20 protein-coding genes are annotated in these 23,160 nt (G+C 46.1%); all 20 read left to right on the top strand.

Features of this window, described 5'->3' with window-relative positions; genetic code table 11:
• Positions 1–19 precede the first annotated feature (19 nt).
• The 20 genes from A6049_RS20115 (at position 20) to A6049_RS20020 (ending at position 23,097) form a co-directional block, all read left to right on the top strand.
• A complete protein-coding gene (locus A6049_RS20115) occupies positions 20–958 on the top strand; it encodes a bifunctional riboflavin kinase/FAD synthetase (protein ID WP_063566432.1) in 939 nt (312 codons plus the stop codon).
• Positions 959–1,117: 159 nt separating this feature from the next.
• A complete protein-coding gene (gene rpsO, locus A6049_RS20110) occupies positions 1,118–1,387 on the top strand; it encodes a 30S ribosomal protein S15 (protein WP_056700672.1) in 270 nt (89 codons plus the stop codon).
• A 252-nt stretch (positions 1,388–1,639) separates the two neighbouring features.
• Positions 1,640–3,742 carry a polyribonucleotide nucleotidyltransferase gene (gene pnp, locus A6049_RS20105; RefSeq protein WP_063566373.1) on the top strand — a complete coding sequence of 701 codons (2,103 nt, stop codon included), beginning with the start codon at positions 1,640–1,642 and terminating at the stop codon, positions 3,740–3,742.
• A gap of 222 nt (positions 3,743–3,964) precedes the next feature.
• On the top strand, positions 3,965–4,960 hold the full coding sequence (locus A6049_RS20100) for a polysaccharide deacetylase family protein (RefSeq protein ID WP_063566372.1): 996 nt from the start codon (positions 3,965–3,967) through the stop codon (positions 4,958–4,960).
• Positions 4,961–5,058: 98 nt separating this feature from the next.
• Entirely contained in the window at positions 5,059–6,342 is a 1,284-nt protein-coding gene (locus A6049_RS20095) for a M16 family metallopeptidase (protein WP_063566371.1), read from the top strand.
• Positions 6,302–6,748, top strand: coding sequence for a dUTP diphosphatase (gene dut, locus A6049_RS20090; RefSeq protein ID WP_205412032.1), 447 nt, complete (start codon positions 6,302–6,304; stop codon positions 6,746–6,748). Before A6049_RS20095 ends, dut begins: the two co-directional genes overlap by 41 nt.
• A gap of 230 nt (positions 6,749–6,978) precedes the next feature.
• Entirely contained in the window at positions 6,979–7,878 is a 900-nt protein-coding gene (dpsA, locus tag A6049_RS20085) for a dipicolinate synthase subunit DpsA (RefSeq protein ID WP_063566370.1), read from the top strand.
• Positions 7,875–8,471 carry a dipicolinate synthase subunit B gene (locus A6049_RS20080; RefSeq protein ID WP_024630269.1) on the top strand — a complete coding sequence of 199 codons (597 nt, stop codon included), beginning with the start codon at positions 7,875–7,877 and terminating at the stop codon, positions 8,469–8,471. Before dpsA ends, A6049_RS20080 begins: the two co-directional genes overlap by 4 nt.
• A 421-nt stretch (positions 8,472–8,892) precedes the next feature.
• A complete protein-coding gene (gene dapG / locus A6049_RS20075) occupies positions 8,893–10,110 on the top strand; it encodes an aspartate kinase (RefSeq protein ID WP_063566369.1) in 1,218 nt (405 codons plus the stop codon).
• 47 nt (positions 10,111–10,157) lie between these two features.
• The gene (gene dapA, locus A6049_RS20070; protein ID WP_072732416.1) at positions 10,158–11,033 is read left to right on the top strand and encodes a 4-hydroxy-tetrahydrodipicolinate synthase; all 876 of its coding nucleotides are present in this window, start codon (positions 10,158–10,160) and stop codon (positions 11,031–11,033) included.
• A 477-nt stretch (positions 11,034–11,510) separates the two neighbouring features.
• A complete protein-coding gene (locus A6049_RS20065; protein ID WP_063566368.1) occupies positions 11,511–13,190 on the top strand; it encodes a ribonuclease J in 1,680 nt (559 codons plus the stop codon).
• A 215-nt stretch (positions 13,191–13,405) separates the two neighbouring features.
• Positions 13,406–14,179 carry a ClpP family protease gene (locus A6049_RS20060; RefSeq protein WP_371121193.1) on the top strand — a complete coding sequence of 258 codons (774 nt, stop codon included), beginning with the start codon at positions 13,406–13,408 and terminating at the stop codon, positions 14,177–14,179.
• Complete coding sequence (locus A6049_RS20055) at positions 14,176–14,406, top strand: YlzJ-like family protein (RefSeq protein ID WP_063566367.1); 231 nt, start codon at positions 14,176–14,178, stop codon at positions 14,404–14,406. Before A6049_RS20060 ends, A6049_RS20055 begins: the two co-directional genes overlap by 4 nt.
• A gap of 90 nt (positions 14,407–14,496) precedes the next feature.
• Entirely contained in the window at positions 14,497–17,211 is a 2,715-nt protein-coding gene (locus tag A6049_RS20050) for an FtsK/SpoIIIE family DNA translocase (RefSeq protein WP_063566366.1), read from the top strand.
• A 187-nt stretch (positions 17,212–17,398) separates the two neighbouring features.
• Complete coding sequence (sleB, locus tag A6049_RS20045; RefSeq protein WP_063566365.1) at positions 17,399–18,229, top strand: spore cortex-lytic enzyme; 831 nt, start codon at positions 17,399–17,401, stop codon at positions 18,227–18,229.
• Positions 18,230–18,355: 126 nt separating this feature from the next.
• Complete coding sequence (gene yfmF, locus A6049_RS20040) at positions 18,356–19,636, top strand: EF-P 5-aminopentanol modification-associated protein YfmF (protein ID WP_063566364.1); 1,281 nt, start codon at positions 18,356–18,358, stop codon at positions 19,634–19,636.
• A 3-nt stretch (positions 19,637–19,639) separates the two neighbouring features.
• The gene (gene yfmH, locus A6049_RS20035; protein WP_063566363.1) at positions 19,640–20,920 is read left to right on the top strand and encodes an EF-P 5-aminopentanol modification-associated protein YfmH; all 1,281 of its coding nucleotides are present in this window, start codon (positions 19,640–19,642) and stop codon (positions 20,918–20,920) included.
• Between the two features lies 1 nt (position 20,921).
• Entirely contained in the window at positions 20,922–21,692 is a 771-nt protein-coding gene (gene ymfI / locus A6049_RS20030) for an elongation factor P 5-aminopentanone reductase (RefSeq protein ID WP_063566362.1), read from the top strand.
• Between the two features lie 176 nt (positions 21,693–21,868).
• A complete protein-coding gene (locus tag A6049_RS20025; RefSeq protein ID WP_063566361.1) occupies positions 21,869–22,132 on the top strand; it encodes a DUF3243 domain-containing protein in 264 nt (87 codons plus the stop codon).
• Between the two features lie 197 nt (positions 22,133–22,329).
• A complete protein-coding gene (locus A6049_RS20020) occupies positions 22,330–23,097 on the top strand; it encodes a DUF3388 domain-containing protein (protein ID WP_024630282.1) in 768 nt (255 codons plus the stop codon).
• Positions 23,098–23,160 lie beyond the last annotated feature (63 nt).

Here is a 23,160-nt window from a genome sequence, read left to right as displayed (position 1 = left end):
GAAATGCAGGTGAATGATTGTGAAAACCGTAATGCTAACCTATCCGCAGACGTTACAATCGGCTGTTCAGGGCACACATCCCCAAGTGCTCGCGATCGGTCAATTTGACGGGCTGCATCTCGGACATGCAAGTGTCATTTTGTCAGCTGTCCGCATTGCACGCGAAACGGGCATGCAGGCAGCGGTGATGACCTTTCATCCTCATCCGAAGGAAGTTATGCGCAAAGGGGATTACGAGGGTTATCTAACTCCCTTGAGAGATAAAGAAGACATCCTGGCAGGGATGGGTGTAGACGTGCTCTACGTGGTCGAATTCAATGAGGAGTTCTCAAGGTTGACGCCGCAGCAATTCGCACATGATCTGCTGCTTCCGCTTCAGACTCGAACAGCGGTAGTTGGTTTTGACTTCCGCTTCGGTCACAAGGGAGCAGGGGATGAGCAGCTTCTTCGCACATTGGGAGAAGGCGAAATGACGGTGGAGACTGTGCCTCCATTCCTGTTAAATGGCGAGAAGGTAAGCAGTTCTCTCATTCGTGGCCTGTTGAAGCGTGGAGAAATGGACGAAGCCAGTCAATGGCTCGGACGACCTTACAGCATCAGGGGAATCGTAATTCATGGAGAGAAGCGTGGGCGGACCATTGGTTTCCCTACCGCTAACCTTGAACTTACGGATCATTATGTTACGCCAGCGAAAGGTGTTTACGCTGTTCGTGTGCAGTATGGGGAGCAAGAACTGCGTGGCGTCATGAACCTTGGTGTGAAACCTACCTTTCACGAAAACGGGATGAAACCTACGTTTGAGGTGCACTTGCTTGATTTTGATGGGCAGATATATGACCAGGAATTAAAGGTTGATCTCGTTCACTACATTCGTGCAGAGCGAAAATTTGACTCGATTGATGCTTTGATCAGTCAGATTCGTGAAGATGCATTAACCGCCGCCCGCCTATTATCGTAAGGCTCAGGACAAAATACATGTTTACATTTACTTTGTCTGGGCAACTATGATATAATGTACTACGTTGTCGTTTGAGACAACACATAACCTTGGCTTGGTTACTTGCTCTCACCGGCGGTGACGAGGCTAATGGCGATTATAATGAAGGAGGTGAATAGGATGGCATTGACTCAAGAACGTAAACAACAACTGATCGACGAGCACAAAACTCATGAGTCCGATACTGGATCACCTGAGGTGCAAGTTGCTATCCTTACGGAAAACATCAGAAGTTTGACAGACCACTTGCGTACACACAAGAAAGACCACCACTCACGTCGTGGACTTTTGAAAATGGTAGGTCAACGTCGTAAGCTTTTGGCTTACGTGAAAAACAAAGATGTTAAACGTTACAGCGCACTGATCGAAAAACTCGGATTGCGTCGTTAATTATCGTACATGTTTTCAAAATCAACCTGGCTGTTATCCGTCATTCCTTTGTCTAAAAGGACAAGCGGAGCTTACAGCCGGGTTGTTTTGTAGATGAACATGTTGCCATATATTTGTAGCTGATGGCTCCGCAAGGAGCTTTTGTTTTGCAAGTGAGCATGTTGCTGTGGAGTTAATGAATGCAGGACAAGCAGGAAATACTGTGAAAATGCAGAATCCATTGTGTTAGGAACGAATAAAAGGAGGGATTTCATGGAACAGCGTGTTGAAATGCAGCTTGGTGGAAGAACGCTTACGCTTGAAACAGGGCGTTTGGCCAAGCAGGCTAATGCTGCCGTTAAGGTAACGTACGGGGATACCGTTGTATTGTGTACCGTGACAGCATCAAGTGAGCCTAAAGATCTGGACTTTTTCCCATTAACGGTAAACTATGAAGAAAGATTGTATGCCGTAGGTAAAATCCCAGGTGGATTTATTAAACGTGAAGGCAGACCAAGTGAGAAAGCGATTCTTTCGAGCCGTTTGACAGACCGTCCGATTCGTCCTTTGTTCCCGGAAGGTTTCCGTAATGATGTACAAGTTCTGAATATCGTTATGAGTGTGGATCAGGACTGCGAACCGCAAATTGCTGCCATGATCGGTACATCGGCTGCACTGAGCATTTCGGATGTCCCATTTAGCGGACCGATTGGTGGTGTAAAAGTTGGACGTATTAATGGTGAGTTCATCATCAACCCAACGATTGCACAGCTAGAGGTAAGTGAGATTGAACTCGTTGTAGCAGGAACCAAAGATGCCATCATGATGGTTGAAGCGGAAGCGAACGAAGTTCCGGAAGAAGTAATGCTGGAAGCAATCATGTTCGGACATGACGAGATCAAGAACATTGTTGCAGTCATCGAACAACTCGTACAAGTGGCTGGTAAAGAAAAAATGGCTGTGAAATTGCATGCCGTTAATGCTGAAGTTAACAGCAGTGTACGTGAGTTCGCCAGTGCTCGTCTGGTTGAAGCTGTTAAAATTGCTGAAAAACATGCGCGTCAGGATGCAATCGATCTTGTGAATGACGAAACCGTTGCTCACTTCGAAGAGAAGTATATTGAGACTCCAGAACTGCTCAAAGATGTGAAAGAAGTGCTGCACGATATCGTCAAAGAAGAAGTGCGCCGCCTTATCACACATGATAAAGTTCGTCCGGATGGACGTGGACTCGCTGAGATCCGTCCAATTGAATGTGATACTTCCCTGCTGCCACGTACTCACGGTTCAGGTCTGTTCACTCGTGGTCAAACACAGGCGCTCAGCATTTGTACACTTGGTGCACTGGGTGATGTTCAAATTTTGGACGGAATCAGTCTTGAAGAAACGAAACGTTTCATGCATCACTATAACTTCCCACCGTTCAGCGTAGGTGAAGCTCGTCCATTGCGTGCTCCAGGCCGTCGCGAAATCGGACATGGTGCTCTGGGTGAGCGTGCTCTTTCCAAAGTAATTCCTTCCGAAACAGACTTCCCATACACAATTCGTCTGGTATCCGAAGTATTGGAATCCAATGGTTCAACTTCCCAGGCAAGTATCTGTGCCAGCACATTGGCTATGATGGATGCAGGTGTACCAATCAAAGCTCCAGTTGCGGGTGTAGCTATGGGTCTGATCAAAGACGGAGATCATGTATCCATCCTGAGTGATATTCAAGGTATGGAAGATCACCTCGGTGACATGGACTTCAAAGTAGCAGGAACACCTGATGGTGTAACAGCTATTCAAATGGATATCAAAATTGATGGTATTGATCGTCAAATTTTGTCCGAAGCATTGGCTCAAGCCAAAGAAGGTCGTATGCACATCTTGAGCAAAATGACCGAAGTGATGAAAACTCCACGTGAGCAGTTGTCACAATATGCACCTAAAATTACAACCATGCATATCAATCCGGACAAAATCCGTGATGTTATCGGTGCAGGTGGTAAAATTATCAATAAAATCATCGAGGAAACCGGTGTTAAAATTGATATTGAACAAGATGGACGTGTCTTTATCGCTTCTTCCAACCAAGAGATGAATGATAAAGCCAAATCGATTATCGAAGGCATCGTACGTGAAGTACTGGTCGGCGAGATTTATGTAGGTAAAGTAAAACGTGTTGAGAAGTTTGGTGCATTTGTTGAAGTGCTGCCGAACAAAGAAGGTCTGGTACACATCTCACAATTGTCCACAGAGCGTGTCGCTAAAGTGGAAGATGTTGTTGCCATTGGTGATTCCATTACGGTAAAAGTAACGGAAATTGACCCACAAGGCCGTATCAACTTGTCCCGCAAAGCCGTATTGACTGCCGAAGCTCCAGCTCAATCATAGGCTGCGTGCCATCATTTTTTTGAAAAGATAGATTGAATGAAGAGACAGAATGTGAATTTCTGGCTCTTTTTTTAACGTTTAAATACCTTTATGAAATCGATTGTCTACTCATAAGGCCTCTGAATCCAGCTTTGAAGATACTTTACATGAACAGCTTGTTTTATTCATATTCTTGCACTTGTCCTCATATGATGGGGACAAAGACGGCGGGAGGATGGAGCTGTGGGAAACCAATCCAAAAAGCTGGCGGCTGTTCTGGTAGGTATGGCAGCTGTCATACTGGTCGGACAAGTGGGCAGTGTACGTACATACATTACGGAAATCCGTGATGGGCCAGGCACGCAAAATGCATTTGATATGTTCAAAGAGGCAACCGGAGAAGATCAGCTGTTGTCGGCGATCCGGGATAAAGCGGCCGAAACGAAAATCGCTCCGGTAAATGCCAGAGTGGATCGGGTCTGGAAAGCGATACCCGGGTATAACGGAATAGAAATTGATGTGGAAGCCACGTATCGCAAAGCACTTGGTGGGACGTTGAATACTAAGATAGCGTATGTCTATCGGCAGACTGTACCTGAAATCCAGCTTAAAGATTTGGGTGCACACCCGATTTACCGGGGGAATGCCGAGAAACCAATGGTGTCTTTCATGATTAATGTAGCGTGGGGCAATGAATTCATTATCCCGATACTAGATACGCTTGACGCCGAAAAAGTCAAAGCTACTTTTTTTCTGGATGGAAGCTGGTTGAGCAAAAACGAAGAACTGGCTAAAGAGATCCAAAAGCGTGGACATGAGTTATCAAATCATGCATACTCACATCCGAATATGAGTCGGTTGAGTACGGAGCGAGCCAAGCTGGAAATCAGTAAAACCCAGGACCTGCTCAAAGAAAAATTGGGTGTGGAGAACCACTGGTTTGCTCCACCTTCCGGTGATTTTAATCAACAAACAGTCGACATTGCTTCCGGCATGGGACTTCAAACGGTACTTTGGACACTGGATACGGTGGATTGGCGCAAACCAAGTTCTGCTTCTGTTGTAGCCAAGATCACCAAAAACGTAGAAGCCGGTACATTAATTCTGATGCACCCCACGGCTGCTTCTTCAGGAGCTTTAAAAGGAATGATTGATTCCATACGGGCCAAGGGTTTGACGCTTGGAACCGTTAGCGAAACGTTGTCATCCGAGCGCGTGAAGGGATCAGCGGTTGAGTGAATGATGTTTTTTTGTTACTATCAAACAGTTGGAACCAAATGTCGATTTCAATTTCGCGTTGAAATCCAGGCAATTATAGAGATGTAGGAGGGCCAACCGTGAAAAAAATTCAGCTGGGCAATGGCCTCAGAGTTGTCATGGAACAGATTCCGACCTGTCGTTCCGTGTCATTTGGAATATGGGTCAAGACAGGTTCTCGCAATGAGCAGCCTGCAAGCAACGGAGTGTCACACTTTATTGAGCACATGCTGTTCAAAGGAACGGATCGTTATGATGCCAAAGCGATTGCGGAGCAATTCGATGCCATTGGTGGTAACGTGAATGCGTTCACTTCGAAAGAATACACTTGTTATTACGCCAAAGTATTGGATGAACATCTGCCAATAGCTGTCGATGTGTTATCCGATATGTTCTTCCGCTCTAAAATGGATGATGATGAACTGCTTAAGGAGAAAAACGTCATTCTGGAAGAAATATCGATGTATGAGGATACGCCGGATGACATGGTGCATGATCTTATGGCTTTGGCCGCCTATGGTGAGCATCCGCTCGCTTACCCAATTCTGGGTACTGAAGAGCGTCTCAAGGCGATGGACTCCAGCCATCTGCGTGCATATATGAAGGAGCACTATACGATTGAGAATACCGTTATTAGTATTGCAGGGAATATTGATGACAGTGTGATCGATTTGATGGAAAAGCATTTTGGTGCTTTTGATGTCAATGGTGTATCTGAACAAGTCACGCTGCCTGCATTCCAGAGCGGACAACTCTTTCACAAAAAGAAAACGGAACAGAATCATATCTGTATCTCGTTCCCGGGATGTAAGATCGGAGATCCGCTTCAGTTCGCGATGGTCGTGCTGAATAATGCGATTGGCGGAGGTATGAGCTCCAGACTGTTCCAGGAAATTCGGGAGAAACGTGGCCTTGCTTATTCCGTTTATTCGTATCATAGTTCCCATGCGGATAGTGGACTCTTCACCATCTATGCAGGTACAGCGCCGAAACAGACGAAAGAAGTTCTGGATCTGACCAAAGAGGTTCTGAACGATCTGGCTGTAAATGGATTGTCAGAAGATGAGCTGCGCAAAGGAAAAGAACAGCTGAAAGGCAGTTTGATCCTCAGTTTGGAAAGCACGGGCAGCCGCATGAACCGTCTGGGCAAAAACGAGCTGATGCTGGGCAGACACCACACGCTGGACGAAATGATTGCCAAAATTGAAGAAGTAACGATGGACGATGTCGATGCTGTGCTGGACCTGATGTTTGCCGAGCCATTTGCGCTCGCTATGGTCGGTGCTTCGGATCGTACGATCGCTGGATTAAGAAGGGATGATTTTGTTGCATTACGTTCAAATTCAAAAGTTACCGGGCAATGAAGATATTAAGTTGCCTCAAAAAATGTCAGAGCTGGCTTCCGGCTTTGATGTAGTTGCGGCAGTACAAGAAGAGGTTGTATTGCAGCCGGGACAGCGTACGTTGATTCCTACGGGACTCGCGATGGCTATGCCAGCTGGATTGGAGGCACAGGTTCGCCCTCGTAGCGGTCTGGCTTTCAAACATGGGATTACGTGTCTGAACACACCGGGCACCATTGATGCCGATTATCGCGGGGAAGTTAAGGTCCTTCTGATCAATCTGGGTCAGGAGCCATTCACGATTGTACGTGGGGAGCGTATTGCCCAAATCGTCTTTCAAACTGTTCCAGCAGTTGAATTAACAGAGGTAGCTGAACTGTCGGAAACTGTACGTGGAGAAGGCGGATTCGGTCATACCGGGAAATAAAGGATTCGAAACCAAGCTGTAAATAAGAGCATCTTCTGTAATAAGAGCTTCACAGTTTAATTTACTGAGCATGTTCTCGAAGAGTCGTCCCCGAGGGGGCGGCTCTTTTTTCTTTTTTTGAACTATAGAGATAATTTTTTTTCTTTGCATGCTTCAATTTTAATGTTTCACCCCCCTGTGGGCCACTGCATACGATAAGGCATACATGTGGTGAAAGGAGTGACGTCCCGATGCTGACCGGTGTCCGGATTATAGTCCTGGGCGGAGATGCGCGGCAGCTTGAAGTCATTCAAAAATGCGCAGAGCTGGATGCTACGGTAAGTGTGGTGGGCTTCGACAAGCTGGAGCGTTCCATTCCGGGTATCGAACACCAGGAATTGGAGGACGATGTATTTGCTTCGGCAGATGTGCTGGTGCTTCCTGTGGTCGGGTGTGATGATCAGGGGAAAGTGAGCACTTCGTTCAGTGATACACCGATTTTTCTGAAAAAGGAACATGTTGCGGCATTGCCGGAGCATTGTATTGTGTTCACAGGTATGGCGAAGCCTTTTTTACGTGATTTGTGCCGGGAAAATGGTCTACGGCTTGTTGAAGTACTCGATCGTGATGACATCGCGCTCTACAACTCCATTCCGACAGCTGAAGGCGCCATTGCCATGGCGATTCGGGAGACGGACTTCACGATCCACGGCTCGGAATGCATTGTGCTTGGATTGGGTCGAACAGGTTTCACAATGGCCAAAACGCTTCAGGGACTTGGGGCAAATGTACGGGTGGGAATCAGGCGCGAAGAGGATGCTGCTCGAGCAGCCATAATGGGCTGGAAGCCTTTCATGACAACGGATTTGGCCGCTCAAACCGGGGAAGTTGACTTGCTTTTTAATACGATACCGACTATGATAATCACAGCACAAATCCTGTCCAAAATGCCGCAAAAAGCAGTCATTATCGACCTCGCATCCGCTCCTGGCGGCTGTGATTTCAGATATGCTGAAAAACGCGGTATCAAAGCGCTACTTGCGCCTGGCCTCCCCGGCATTGTTGCTCCCAAAACGGCTGGCGGCATTATTGCCGACGTCTTAATCCGTTTGCTTTTGGAAGAACAAAACGCACGGGAGGTTGAACAATGAACTGGCAGGGAAAAACGGTAGGTTACGCAATTACAGGTTCTCATTGTACGTTTGAAGAGGTTATGCCGGTGATTAGCCGCTTCGTAGCCGAAGGTGCCAATGTTGTCCCGATTATTTCCAATTCGGTTCTGACTACGGATACACGCTTTGGGACCGCGCAAAATTGGCAAAAACAGTTGAAAGATATAACGGGGAATGATATCATTTCTACAATTGTTGAGGCAGAGCCGTTAGGTCCTTCCAAGTTGCTCGATGTGCTCGTAATTGCTCCATGCACAGGCAACACGACGAGTAAGCTGGCTAACGCGATGACGGACAGTCCGGTTTTAATGGCAGCCAAAGCTCAGATGCGAAATCAGCGTCCGCTGGTACTCGCCATTTCCACGAATGACGGCCTTGGGTTGAATGCTGCGAACATCGCCAAACTGCTGGTGGCCAAATATTTGTATTTTGTGCCATTTGGGCAGGATGATCCAGTGAAAAAACCGAACTCGTTAGTGGCCAAAATGGAGCTCATTCCGGAGGCATGCTGGAGTGCGCTTGAAGGCAAACAGTTACAGCCAATGATTGTGCAGCGCTCTGCACAGGCTTGATAGTTCTTGGGTCCGCCGTAACATTAGTTTGTTATAGACATGGTTCTGTACAGACTTAGTTACGGGGATAACGGTTATTCGCTTGAAGAAATGAAGATGGTTCGAGAGACAAAGAAAATCATGAGGGACGTTATGCTGGTATAAACAGCTACCTGTGTCCACGTTCCTTTCATTAAAAGGGAATTCCTGCTTGCAACGATAAGGTTAGGCAAGCGGGATCAGTGCACGGGGAACGTGTGCGTCATGATCTCGATAACAACCGCGGCCTTCATATGGGATTGTTTCACTAATCTTTGATGAGGAGCGGCATGAAATGCCGTATAAAATGCTGAAATTATCGCATCGGAACGCTCCCTAGGGTGATCCATTTGTTGATTGACCCGTGTCCAGTCTTCTTGCGTACACAAATGGAGGAATAAAGATGCGCATCATGGTACAGAAATTCGGAGGTACATCTCTCTCTACCGTTCAGGCGAGAGAGCATGTGCTCCGTCATGTTAAACGTGAACTTGAAGCAGGATTGAGTCTGGTCATTGTTGTGTCAGCGATGGGTCGCCGCGGTGAGCCTTATGCGACTGATACGTTACTGGACTGGGCTGCACAGAACGGAAATGCACTCTCCGCACGCGAAAAGGATTTACTGCTGTGCTGTGGTGAAATTATTTCTGCGACGACTTTGAGCAGTCTGCTCGAACATGAAGGCATTCCAACTACAGTGCTGACCGGTGCACAAGCAGGTTTTGTGACGGACGACAATTTCGGGAATGCCCGAATTTTGGATGTCCGTCCTGTTCGTGTGCTGGAGCAGCTACAGAGTGGGCGTGTTGTCATTGTTACAGGGTTCCAGGGGCAGACCGAGAATGGTGACTTTACGACCCTTGGTCGTGGAGGAAGTGATACGTCAGCCACAGCTCTTGGTGCAGCTTTACACGCTGAGATGGTGGACATATACACAGATGTAAATGGGATACTGACAGCAGATCCACGTATCGTGGAGGACGCTCGTCCGTTGACTGTTGTGAGTTATGCCGAGATATGTAATATGGCCCATCAAGGAGCCAAGGTAATTCATCCGCGTGCAGTCGAGATTGCAATGCAATCCCAGATTCCAGTGCGTGTACGGTCTACCTTTGCAGATAGTGAAGGGACGCTGGTAACGCATCCAGAAGGATTCCAGGATGTGCAGACAGGCATTGTGGACCGATATGTAACAGGGATTGCCTATGTAAGTAATGTTACGCAAATAACGGTGGAAGTGCCGGGCGGTGCAGATCGTTTGCAGCTAAAAGTGTTCAAAACGATGGCTGAAAATTCGATTAGCGTAGATTTTATTAATGTTACCCCCCTGGGAGTTGTCTATACCGTTTTCGATAGTGATTCCGAGAAAGCTATACAGGTACTGCAGGAAATTGGTCTTAAACCGCAAAGTCTTTCCGGATGTGCCAAAGTTTCCGTCATCGGCGGAGGGATCAACGGAGTGCCAGGCATTATGGCACGGATCGTGGAATCCTTGACACTGGCGGACATCCAGATCCTGCAATCTGCAGATTCCAATACAACGATTTGGGTACTTGTGAAAAAAGAAGATATGGTTCAAGCTCTGAGGGCGCTTCACGCCTCATTCGAACTTCACTTGTAGTACTTTGAAGTCAGCGGAGCCGGACCTGTTTTGAAGGAGGAATCGAATTGGACTTTGGAAGATTGATTACAGCAATGGTCACTCCGTTCAACGAACAAGGGGGGATCCATTGGGAGGAAACTGCACGTCTGATAGACTATTTGATTGAAGATCAAAAGTCAGAGACGCTTGTTATTTCAGGAACAACTGGAGAATCTCCCACGCTTAGCGACAAAGAAAAAGTAGAACTATTCGAATTCGCAGTAAAACATGCGGCTGGACGGTGCAAAATCATTGCTGGAACGGGTAGCAATAACACCGCTCATTCAATCCATCTGACACAGGACGCTGAACGTGCTGGTGTAGATGGTGTTTTGCTTGTTGTTCCTTATTACAACAAACCAAGTCAAGAGGGAATGTTTAGACACTTTGAAGCGATCGCGAACGCGACGAAACTGCCGATTATGTTGTATAACGTTCCTGGACGTACAGCAGCCAGCCTTTCGGCTGCAACAACGCTTCGTTTGGCTCAGATTCCTAACATTGTAGCTACGAAGGAATGTGTATCGTTGGAGCAAGTCACGCAGATTGCTGCGAGTGCACCGGGACATTTCAGGGTGTATTCCGGTGACGATGCTTCTGGCTTGCCAGCCATTGCTGTAGGTGCTTACGGGATCGTTAGTGTTGCTAGCCATGTGGTAGGCGCTGAGATGAAACAAATGATTGATTCATACTTCGGTGGTGCACCTGTACAGGCGGCTCAGATACATCAGAAGCTGTTTCCGGTGTTCAAAGGTCTATTCGAGTGCCCGCAGCCTTTACCGAACCCTGTAGCGGTGAAATACGCTTTGACATTGCGCGGTCTGAACGTCGGATCTGTTCGCCTTCCGCTTATAGCCGCAACAGAGGATGAGCAAGGTTTTATTCGTGCCTTGTTCAACTAGCAATAATACGATATTGAACTGATTTGTTAACTTTTATAAACCCATAGAAATTGCAGAAGAACCGTTCCTCATTTAAGAGGAGGCGGTTCTTTTTTTTGACGATGATTGTTAGGTTTCTTTTCACAACTGGAGGCAAACGTAGAGGTTAACGAGAGAGTGACTTGTTTTTTTTGTTTTTAATCATGTATAATGATGTCAAGTGACTGGGTGCGGTATTTTTTTGAAATTGAAAGCGACATCGTTTCTTGGTGTAGCTTTGTGGTGAAAAAGGAAGGAACGGCTAAGAAGGATCATTTCAAAATCCATCTTGTTGGTGAAGGGGAATAACTTCGAAGAACTTCTTCCAAATATCGTGAATAAAGGTGCTCTTTTGCATTCATCCCTATTTACGGGCATGGGTGTGATGGACTGCTTTTCTTAACTTACAATAAAATAATAAGGTACGACGTCCAACTACCATAGGAGGTTTAGATTCATTTGTCTAAGAAAAATAACAACGATAAACTGATGATTTTTGCTTTGGGCGGCGTAGGCGAGATTGGTAAAAATATGTACGTCATCCAATACGCGAACGACATTGTAGTCGTAGATGCTGGTCTTAAATTCCCGGAAGAAGATATGCTTGGAATCGACATTGTCATTCCTGACATCTCTTATCTAACTGAAAACCGTGACAAAGTAAGAGGTATTATTTTGACTCACGGACATGAGGATCATATCGGTGGTCTGCCATATGTTCTGAAACACTTGAATGTTCCGGTATACGGAACAAAGCTTACTCTCGGACTTGTGGAGAACAAGCTGAAAGAAGCCAATTTGCTGGGTGAAACAAAACGCATCCTGATTGATGCGGATTCCGAGATTCAACTCGGCTCTGTATTGAAAGCAACGTTCTTTGCTACTAACCATAGTATTCCGGATTCCGTCGGCGTATGTGTCGAAACACCGGAAGGCGCTGTTGTTCATACAGGTGACTTTAAATTTGACCACACTCCAGTCAATGGTCAATATGCAGATCTCCAGCGTATGGCACAGATCGGAACCAATGGCGTACTTGCCCTCTTGTCCGATAGTACCAACGCAGAGAAACCTGGATTTACACCTTCGGAGAAAAATGTGGGTATCGTTCTGGAAGATATCTTCCGCAAAGCAAGCCAACGTGTCGTTGTAGCAACATTTGCTTCCAACGTACACCGGATTCAACAGGTTATCAATGCAGCTGAAGTAACTGGACGTAAAGTCGCAGTTATTGGACGCAGTATGGTAAATGTGGTGGGTATTGCTTCTGAACTGGGTTACCTTGAGATTCCAGACGGCATGATCATTGAGCCGGAAGAAGTAGGCAAAATGGCTGCAGACCGTGTAGTAATTCTCTGCACAGGTAGCCAAGGCGAGCCGATGTCAGCATTGACACGGATGGCTCGTTCCACTCATCGTAAAGTAGATATTTTGCCTGGTGATACAGTAATTATTGCTGCAACTCCAGTTCCAGGTAATGAGAAATATGTAGGCCGTACGATTGATGAACTGTTCCGTCTGGGTGCCAACGTGCATTACAGCGGTGCAAACAGTGGCGTTCACGTATCCGGTCACGGTAGCCAGGAAGAGCTGAAACTGATGCTTAACCTGATGAAACCGAAATATTTCCTGCCGATTCACGGTGAATTCCGTATGCAGCGCCGCCACGCGGTACTGGCTGAATCTGTAGGTATTGAACCAGACAACATTTTCATTACGGATATTGGTGAAGTTGTTGAAATTCAAGGTGGAGCAGCACGCAAGGCAGGTAAAGTTACTGCAGGTAACGTGTTGATCGACGGCTTGGGTGTAGGCGATGTAGGTAACATCGTATTGCGTGACCGTAAATTGCTGTCACAGGATGGCATTCTGGTTGTCGTGGTAACACTGAGCAAACAGGATGGCAAAATTGTTTCCGGTCCGGACATCATCTCCCGTGGATTTGTCTATGTACGCGAATCGGAAGGACTGCTTGATGAAGCGAATCGCATCGTCAGCAGCACATTGCAGAAGTTGATGAGTGAGAACGTTAACGAATGGGCTTCACTCAAAACGAATGTTAAAGATGCACTCGGACGCTTCTTGTATGAGCAAACTCGTCGTAGACCGATGATTTTGCCAATCATTATGGAAGTTTAAAATAAATCAAACAAAAACATAAATTCAGGCACACAGTCGCCCCTTCTCTACGAGTAATATTGGACGGTTCCTCGTAGAGAAGGGGCTTTTTTTGTTTTTTTCTGGCCTTACACCAGATTATGGAGAAATTGATGAGTAATCGGGTATAAGTCAGCTGGAACATTCCCCATACTAAGGAAATACATTACATGTTTCTGGAGAAGGGGAGTAATCGAATGAGCGAATATATGAAAAACAAGCAAACACCCAAATCGGAACAACCGGGCACCGAGACACCGGAAGTGCCTGCACAAGAGGAAAAGGCGATGTCACCTGTAACGGAGGCTATTCAGCAATTTGGACAGACGCAGTCACCTGCAGCTGAATCGAACATTTTCTGTATGACCATTATCGGTCAGGTGGAAGGGCATTTAATTTTACCTCCGCAAAACAAAACAACAAAGTATGAACACCTCATTCCTCAGCTGGTTGCAGCAGAGCAGAATCAGCGAATCGAAGGAATTCTGATCATTTTAAACACGGTAGGAGGAGATGTGGAGGCGGGCTTGGCTATTGCTGAAATGATTGCTTCACTCAGCAAACCTACGGTTACTGTCGTCATTGGAGGAGGGCACAGCATCGGGGTTCCAATCGCAGTTGCTTCAACCTATTCCCTGATCGCGGGTAGTGCAACAATGACCATTCATCCGATCCGTATGAACGGACTCGTGATAGGCGTGCCTCAGACGTTTGAGTACATGGAGAAGATGCAGGAACGTGTCGTAAGATTTGTTACGTCGCACTCCAATATCTCTGAAGAAATGTTTAAGGAACTGATGTTTAAGACAGGTGAACTCAACCGCGATATCGGAACAGCTGTGGGTAGCGCAGATGCGGTTAAATATGGATTGATGGATGCCGTAGGCGGGATCGGTCAGGCCATCGCTCAATTGAATCAGCTCATAGGAGACAAAAGACAGACGCTGCAGGCAGGGGGTTATACCCAATGACACTCTACACAGTGATGCCACCTGAACTGTTGTGGTCAGGGATGTGGAATGAGGGAGAAGACACCCGGGAAATCAAGATGAACGGATTATTGATGCAGGTCAGACCTGTTAATGAAAATGAAGCTGTCATTGTACGTTTACTTGAATGCCCCTTGGAAGCTTATCTGAATCCCGCCAATATGCCCGGATCGATCGTTCCACTTTCGGGTAACCCGGGACCAACATAACGTGACCAAATAAGACAAATTGAGCAGAAAAAGAACATATGTACGGATTATATTTGTATGGTATAATATTCTTCTGGGGGTGACCTGATTTTGGCCAGAAGAAAAAAGAGGAAAAAAAAGGCCGCAGCATTTAGCGGCGTTTTAAAATATGAAATTTACGGCATTGTGCTTATTACCCTTGCTGTCATTGCCTTGTCGGGTGAAGCAACCGTAGGGCGCTCGCTTTCCAAGATGTTTGGATTGATGCTTGGCAAGTTCTATTTTGCGATTCCGCTTATAGGGATTTATTATGGCTTAATGGTGATGATTCATCGAAAATGGCCAAGTGGCTGGACAACGCGCAAGACAGGGCTCGTATTGCTGGTGTTTGCTTTAACCCTGATGAGTACCGTCTCTGCTATGCACCAGAAGCTTATACCGGTTGGAGCCCTTGAGCCTGGTGCTGTACTTACACAGATACATAATGATATGCAAACCGAGTTACTCACGCCTGCTGCGCCAGGCGAACGGGATTCGATGCTCAATAAGGACATTAGCGGCGGTTATATAGGAGCGGCGCAGTTTGCCTTGTTCTTGTGGTTGTTTGGCAGCTTGGGAGCACGATTGATTATGATCGTGATGTTCGTTATCAGTTTCATGCTAATTACCAATCTTTCTTATGTCGATCTGATTCGCATTTTCAGAACCAAGATATGGGATGCAGGAAGTGCGATGTACAAAAAGCTGGAAGCTAGACCAGCAGCACGTGCCACTTCAAGCTCGGCGGGCAAGAAAAGCGGGAATGTTCGCAAAGTGGTGCCTGTTCCAGTGGACGACGAGGAAGATGATGACGATGATATGCAGGATCAGCAACTACCGAAACGAAAAGCACCAATATTTTTCCAACTCTTTGGAAAATGGGGTTCTGATCGGGAACGGACGAAGGCTGAGCGTGGAGTGGCCGAGGATGATTCTTTAGATACGGAACATATCGTCTACCGAGCCGAGCAGGAAACGCCTGCAGATTCATGGCATGACGAGCCAATCATCGCATCCGATGTTATGGCTCCCGCAGCAGTTCCTGTGCAATCAAGACCTAATTCGGCTCCAATCATCCGTGACTTCTTTGAGCATGTCAGATCCGAGGATGCGGGTAAAGATGATGATCTGGATGATGCATATCCTTTCCCAGATGATCTAACGGCTAACATGCAGGGAGAAGGGATCCCAATCAAGATCTCAGATGAACTTGTGGATAACAATGAGTGGCCTGGAGCGACGGATGCTGTTGAGGGTAGTTCAGACGTTGGGTCTACGTTGAGCAATGGGGCTCAAGGTTCGGTTGTTTCAGATACGGAGGGGCAGGAAGTGCAGCCAGTTAAGCCACCACCACCACCTCCGAAACCTTATAAACTTCCGTCATTCAGGCTTCTTTCCAAGCCGAACAATGGAGGTAAGGGTGGCGACCAAAAGGATTATATGCAGACTGCACGCAAGCTGGAAGCAACGCTGGAAAGCTTCGGTGTTCGTGCCAAAGTACTTGAAGTAGTCAGAGGACCTGCTGTTACACGGTATGAGATCCAACCGGATATTGGTGTGAAGGTTAGCAGAATTGTAAGTCTGACAGACGATATTGCTTTAGCCCTGGCGGCAAAAGATATCCGAATGGAAGCACCCATTCCTGGTAAATCCGCTATCGGTATTGAAGTACCTAATGGAGAGGTATCCGTAGTAACAATGCGGGAGGTTATGGAAACAGCCACATTCCAGGAAGCTGAATCCAAAGTGACCATTGCATTTGGACGAGATATCTCAGGACAGACGATCATCGGTAATCTGGCTCGTATGCCCCATTTGCTGGTGGCTGGTGCGACGGGTTCAGGTAAATCCGTATGTATCAATGGTATTATTACGAGCATCCTGTACAAAGCGAAGCCGGATGAAGTGAAATTTTTGATGGTCGATCCCAAAATGGTCGAGCTAAACGTATATAACGGAATTCCGCATCTGATGGCGCCAGTCGTAACGGATCCTAAAAGGGCTTCACTTGCTCTCAAAAAGATCGTTGTTGAGATGGAGAAAAGATATGAGTTGTTCTCCAAATCCGGTACACGTAACGTTGAAGGTTATAACAATCTGATGAAAGACAACCCAGCGGCGGTTTTGCCTTACATCGTTGTTATCGTGGACGAGCTGGCTGACCTCATGATGGTTGCCGCCGGTGACGTGGAAGATGCGATTGCTCGATTGGCTCAGATGGCGCGTGCAGCGGGTATCCATCTGATCATTGCCACACAGCGCCCTTCTGTGGATGTTATCACTGGTGTAATCAAAGCCAACATTCCGTCCCGGATTGCCTTTGGTGTATCCTCTCAAGTGGATTCTCGAACCATTCTGGATATGGGTGGGGCCGAGAAGTTGTTGGGTCGGGGAGATATGCTGTTCATGCCAATGGGGGCTTCGAAGCCGGTTCGTGTACAAGGAGCTTTCATGAGTGATGAGGAAGTTGAAAATATCGTGAATTACGTGCGTGGTCAAGGTGAAGCGCAGTATGACGAATCCATTGTGCCAGAGGTGGACGATTCCGTTCAGGCAGCAGATGAAGTGCAGGATGAGTTATACGAACAAGCAGTGCAGATTATTTTGGAGGCGAAGCAAGCTTCCGTTTCTCTACTGCAGCGCCGAATGCGAGTGGGTTATACCCGCGCAGCACGTTTGATTGACTCCATGGAGGCCCGAGGTGTAATTGGTCCTTACGAGGGCAGTAAACCAAGGGAAGTATTGATCTCACTGGAACAGTATCAACAGAATAAAATAAGCTCGTAATACACAGCATGTGTAAACGATCCAAGCCCTTAACCTTATTGGTTGAGGGCTTTTTGCATGCCATTTGACTGAAGATTTGCCATGATGTCCAATGATCGGAGGATTTGGTGCATAGGAACGAAGTATGCTTGTCATAATAACCTTAGCGATTCTGTTAATCCCACAAGAGAAAGGTAGAGCACAGTCGATGCGAAAAATGAACATATGGCTTTTCACTGCTATTTTGCTGATGTCCGCATTGGGAATTCGTTATTTGCTTCCTGGGAATACAGCAACCGAAAGTCCAAACCCAAGTACCCCGCAAGTCGAAGAGAAGTCGATACCCACCTTTAGCACCAATGCTGTGAAATATGGAAGTTACGGTCAGGATGTATACGAGCTTCAAGGCCGACTGAAGTATTTGGGATTTTACAATGGTAAAATTGACAGTAATTTCGGCAGCACTACATTGAAATCGGTAAAATGGTTTCAATCGGAATTCGGCATGAAGGCAGATGGTGTCGTTGGAGCCAAAACCAAGCTGAAACTTTACAATGCTTCAAAACAATGGTCGCCAACAGAAACACCGTTGCACAAAGATCAAACTTCAGGAGATAGTGGGAAAAATAACAATACTGCGGATAAAGAGCAGGACAATATGGGCTCAGCCAATTCCATGGGGTTGTCGGAAAACGAAATCAAAATTATGGCTAACGCCGTATATGGTGAATCTCGCGGAGAGCCATTTGAAGGTCAAGTTGCAGTAGCGGCAGTTATCCTGAATCGCGTGAAATCACCGAGTTTCCCGAACACACCGTCAGGAGTAATTTTCCAGCCGGGTGCGTTTACTGCCGTTGCAGACGGACAGATTTATCTTGAACCGAATGCACAAGCTAAAAAAGCAGTTGAACAGGCGATGAATGGTTGGGACCCATCCGGTGGATGCCTCTATTATTTTAATCCGAAGACAGCTACATCCAAATGGATATGGACACGTCCTCAGGTAAAAACAATCGGGCAGCATATATTCTGTATGTGATGATCTTGGAAGCAACCAGAAGGCGTGACTTCGGTTGCTTCTTGCCTTTTGAATGGGTTAAAATGGTTGTTACGTTTAAGCTTCACTTCTTGCACGATAAATGACGCCGTAAAGGGGTTTTGACATTTGAATACATCAGGATTTGAACGAGGAAACCGGAAAGAATTCCGCATACATGTTCTTCCTACGAAACGTTTTAAGACATTTGCGATCTCACTTTACGCAGGGGTTCCCCTGCAGGAAGATACGGTTACCAAAGTAGCCTTAACACCTTTCGTACTTCGGCGTGGGACCGAATCCTATCCGGAAACAACGCAATTTCGTGAACAATTGGAACATTTGTATGGAGCGGGTTTTGGTTTTGATGTCTATAAACGTGGCGATTACCAGATCGTACAGTTCCGTATGGACACCATTAATGATTCCTTTGTTGGTGGGGACGAGCAGCTGTTGGATCGTTCTTTTGCTTTTTTGGGAGAGGTGCTTACACGCCCTGCACAGGAGGATGGACATTTCCGAACCTCTTATGTTCAAGCTGAGCGGGAGACTGTTCGCAAAATGCTGGAGTCCATCGTCAATGACAAAATGCGTTATGCTGCGGAACGTAGTATTGAGGAGATGTGTAAAAACGAACCTTACCGCTTGCACCCGCTTGGTGAGCGAAAGGATTTGCCGGGCATTGATCCAGATACATTGACAGCTTCGTATCAGGAATGGTTACAGCAGGCAAGTATGGACTTGTATGTGGTGGGCGACACCACACTGGAAGAGGTAGAGAATCTGGTACAGCGTTATTTCAATGTAGAACGTGCCACCTCTTCCGACTATCATACACAGGAAGCTATTCGTGGAGATAAAGAAGTGGAAACCGTTGTAGAACGGCTTAATGTTAATCAGGGTAAGCTCAATATGGGGCTTCGCACGTCTATCACATATGGTGACCCTCAGTATGCGGCAGCATTGATGTATAACGGCATTCTCGGAGGATATCCTCATTCCAAGCTGTTTGTTAATGTTCGTGAAAAAGAAAGTCTGGCGTACTATGCCTCATCGCGTTATGACGGACATAAGGGTATTGCAACGATCCAATCCGGGATTGAAATCCCCAATTACGAAAAAGCAGTCATGATTATCAAGCAGCAGCTGGATGAAATGAAGAACGGGAATATTACTGACCTGGAGATGTCTCAGACCAAAGCGATGATCCGTAATCTGCTCAAGGAAATGCAGGATTCTGCGTTTGAGCTAATTGCTTATGATTTCAATCGACAGTTATCCGGCAAAGAGCGGACCGCCGAGGAACTGCTGGCCCAGGTAGAACAGATCAGCAAAGAAAATGTTCGTGAGGCGGCAGAGAAATTCCGTCTGGATACGATTTATTTCTTGCGTGATGAGAAGGGGGAATAGTCGGTGGAGAGCATAACATACGATCGTTTGCAGGAAACGCTGTATTACGAAGTGATGGATAACGGGCTGCATGTTTATATTTTGCCTAAACCGGGTTTCCAAAAAACTTATGCCACGTTTGCAACCAAATACGGTTCGGTCGACAATCATTTTAAAGTTGAAGGACAGGAAGAAGTAAAGGTTCCGGACGGAATTGCTCATTTTCTGGAACACAAAATGTTTGAAGAACCGACAGGTGATATTTTTGCCACATTTGCTTCTCATGGAGCTTCTGCCAATGCTTTTACCAGTTTCGATCAGACTGTTTATTTGTTTTCGGCGACGGAATATGTCAATGAAAATATACAAACATTAGTTGATTTTGTGCAAAATCCTTACTTCACCGATCAGAATGTAGAAAAGGAAAAAGGGATCATCGCACAGGAAATTAATATGTATGCGGATAATCCAGATTGGCGCGTTTATTTTGGCCTGATCGAGGCGATGTATCAGAAACATCCCGTGCATATTGATATCGCCGGAACCGTTGAATCCATTGGCACCATAACCAAAGAAACGTTGTACACGTGTTACAACTCTTTTTATCATCCAAGCAACATGCTTCTGTTTGTCGTGGGTGGAGTAGACCCGCAGGAAGTGATTGATATGGTTCGTTCGAACCAGGCAAAGAAAAATTATAAACCTCAAGGAAAAATCGAGCGGATATTTGAACCGGAACCTGAGAAAGTGGGGGAAGCCAGACGTGAATCCAAGTTGGCCGTTTCTCTGCCCAAATGTTTGTTTGGCTTTAAGGAAACCGATGTGGGACTAACTGGAGAAGACCTGCTGCGCCGGGATATGACAACCAAACTAATGATGGATCTGTTATTTGGTTCCAGTACCTCGCTATTTCAAAAATTGTATGATGAAGACCTGATTTCGGACAGCTTTGGACATGAATATAACAGTTCGCCGCAATACGCTTTTTCTGCTATTGGCGGGGACACCAAAGACCCTGATCAACTGCTTGCGCGTATCCGTGAAGAAGTCGATGCTATTGTGGAAAAAGGCTTTGATGCAACCGATTTTGAGCGCGCACGCAAAAAGAAAATAGGTGGATATTTGCGTATGCTCAATTCACCAGAAAACATTGCAAATGAATTCACGCGGCAGCAATTCCGTGGTGGTGATTTTTTCAACATGCTCCCGTTGTATGAATCGCTTACACTGGAAGAGGTAAACCGCAGATTGAAAGAGCATATTCGTTGGGATCAACTGGCGATATCGCTTGTCGTGAGTCCTTAATATGGAGAGGGGAACAGGACAATTGAAGCCAATTGGAGAAATGACGGTACTTGTAACGGGCGCGAGCGGAGGCATTGGAGCGGCCATCGCAGAGCGTTTTGCCAAGGTGGGCATGAATGTAGTGATTCACTATATGAAATCGCATGAAGCAGCTAATGAAGCTGCGAGAAGGTGCATGGAACAAGGCAGTGGTAAAGTCATGACGGTGTCTGCTGATCTTCGCAGTCGGGAGCAAATTGAACGTATGCGTGAGAAGCTGGAATCACATGGGCTGATGCCGGATATTCTGGTGAACAATGCAGGGATATCTCATTATGGAATGCTGGCCGATGTTACGGAAGAAATCTGGGATGAAGTGATGGCGATCAACCTGAAAGGCACGTTCTTGTGTACACAGGAAATGATGCCTCACATGATCTCCCAAAGATACGGTCGAATCATTAACGTTTCGTCTATCTGGGGACTGTCGGGTGCCTCTTGTGAGGTGTTGTATTCTACAACCAAAGGTGGTGTAAATGCATTCACCAAAGCTCTCGCCAAAGAGTTGGCTCCATCTGGCGTAACGGTGAATGCTGTAGCTCCAGGCGCGGTTCAAACATCCATGTTGAACCATCTGGATCAGGATGAACTAAAAATGCTGGAAGAGGAAATTCCGGCAGGAAGACTCGCCCAGCCAGATGAAATCTCCTCACTGGTCTACTTCCTTGCACTTCCCGAGTCCGGATATATTAATGGGCAGATTATAAGTCCAAATGGTGGCTGGCTCACGTAATATATGGGTGCGCGAATTCAATTTTGTTTTAACTTCGTGGTATTGCCTTGATGGAAATTAATGATTTGTAGATAATCTTCGATTAATTCAAAAATGCTCGTATATAAAATGTCCGGGAAGCACATATTACAACTGTTGATTTTAAATCTCATGCGTCAAGCAAAGGAGGATTTATCATGTCAACAGAAAAAACGGTGCTCACGAGTTTTGACACTTGGAAGAAGTTTTTGGGTGACCGCGTACAGCAAGCAGAGAAGATGGGAATGAATGAAGAAACCATCAACAAACTTGCGTATGAAATCGGTGACTTCCTGGATGAGAAAGTAGATCCGGCGAACCCTTCCAACCGGGCATTGAAAGAACTATGGGAAGTCGGCGACGAGGATGAACGTCGTACGATTGCGTGCCTGATGGTCAAATTGGCCAAACAAAACGCATAAGATTACAGATGGAGAGCTCCCGCAAGGGGGCTTTTCTCTAATGATTACACATTGATTACAGACCTGTTCTTGTAATTCATTTTCTTTTTATATATCATTAACGTGACCCATTTTTAGAAGATATCTCAGATTGTCGTCCAATGGACGCGTTCTGTTACTGTCGAATAATGTGGAATAATGCTTTACGGGGTGTTTAAATGGAATCTAAACAATGGTATATGGAGTATAAAATACATAAGAACAGACCTGGCCTTTTAGGGGATATTGCCTCTATGCTGGGGATGCTTGAAGTAAATATATTGACCATCAACGGTGTTGAAGGCAAAACCCGGGGGATGCTGCTGGAATCGGACGATGACGAGAAGATCCGTCTGCTGGGTGAAATGCTTGGCAAAGTGAACAGCATAACTGTGTCTGCTTTGCGTCAACCGAAACTGGTAGATATTCTGGCTGTGCGTCATGGTCGTTATATTGATCGTGATTCGGATGATCGCAAAACATTTCGTTTTACGCGGGACGAACTTGGGTTACTTGTGGACTTTTTGGGTGAAGTATTTAAGAGGGAAGGCAATCAAGTCATTGGTTTGCGTGGAATGCCGCGTGTAGGCAAAACGGAATCCATTATTGCGGGCAGCGTATGTGCGATGAAGCGCTGGACGTTTGTTTCCTCCACACTTCTTCGTCAGACCATAAGAAGCCAGATGTCCGAGGACGAATTGAATCCAAACAATGTGTTTATCATTGACGGAATTGTCAGTACGATTCGTTCAAGCGAACGGCATTATAATCTGTTACAGGACATCATGACGATGCCAAGCACCAAAGTTATTGAACATCCGGATATTTTTGTGCAGGAGTCTGAATATGATTTTAATGATTTTGACATTATTATTGAACTGCGCAACAATCCGAATGAAGAAATTATTTATGATACGTTTACGGCCAGCTACACCGACGAACTGTAACGCTCCGTACGGGATCATGAAATAGATAAGCAACAACCATAGAGATAAACATAAGGAGGAGAT

It is taken from the genome of Paenibacillus sp. O199, from assembly GCF_001636635.1.
Classification (GTDB): Bacteria; Bacillota; Bacilli; order Paenibacillales; family Paenibacillaceae; genus Paenibacillus; species Paenibacillus marchantiae.
Note: the sequence above shows the minus strand (reverse complement) of the source record. Positions and strands in the feature narration are given on the sequence as shown.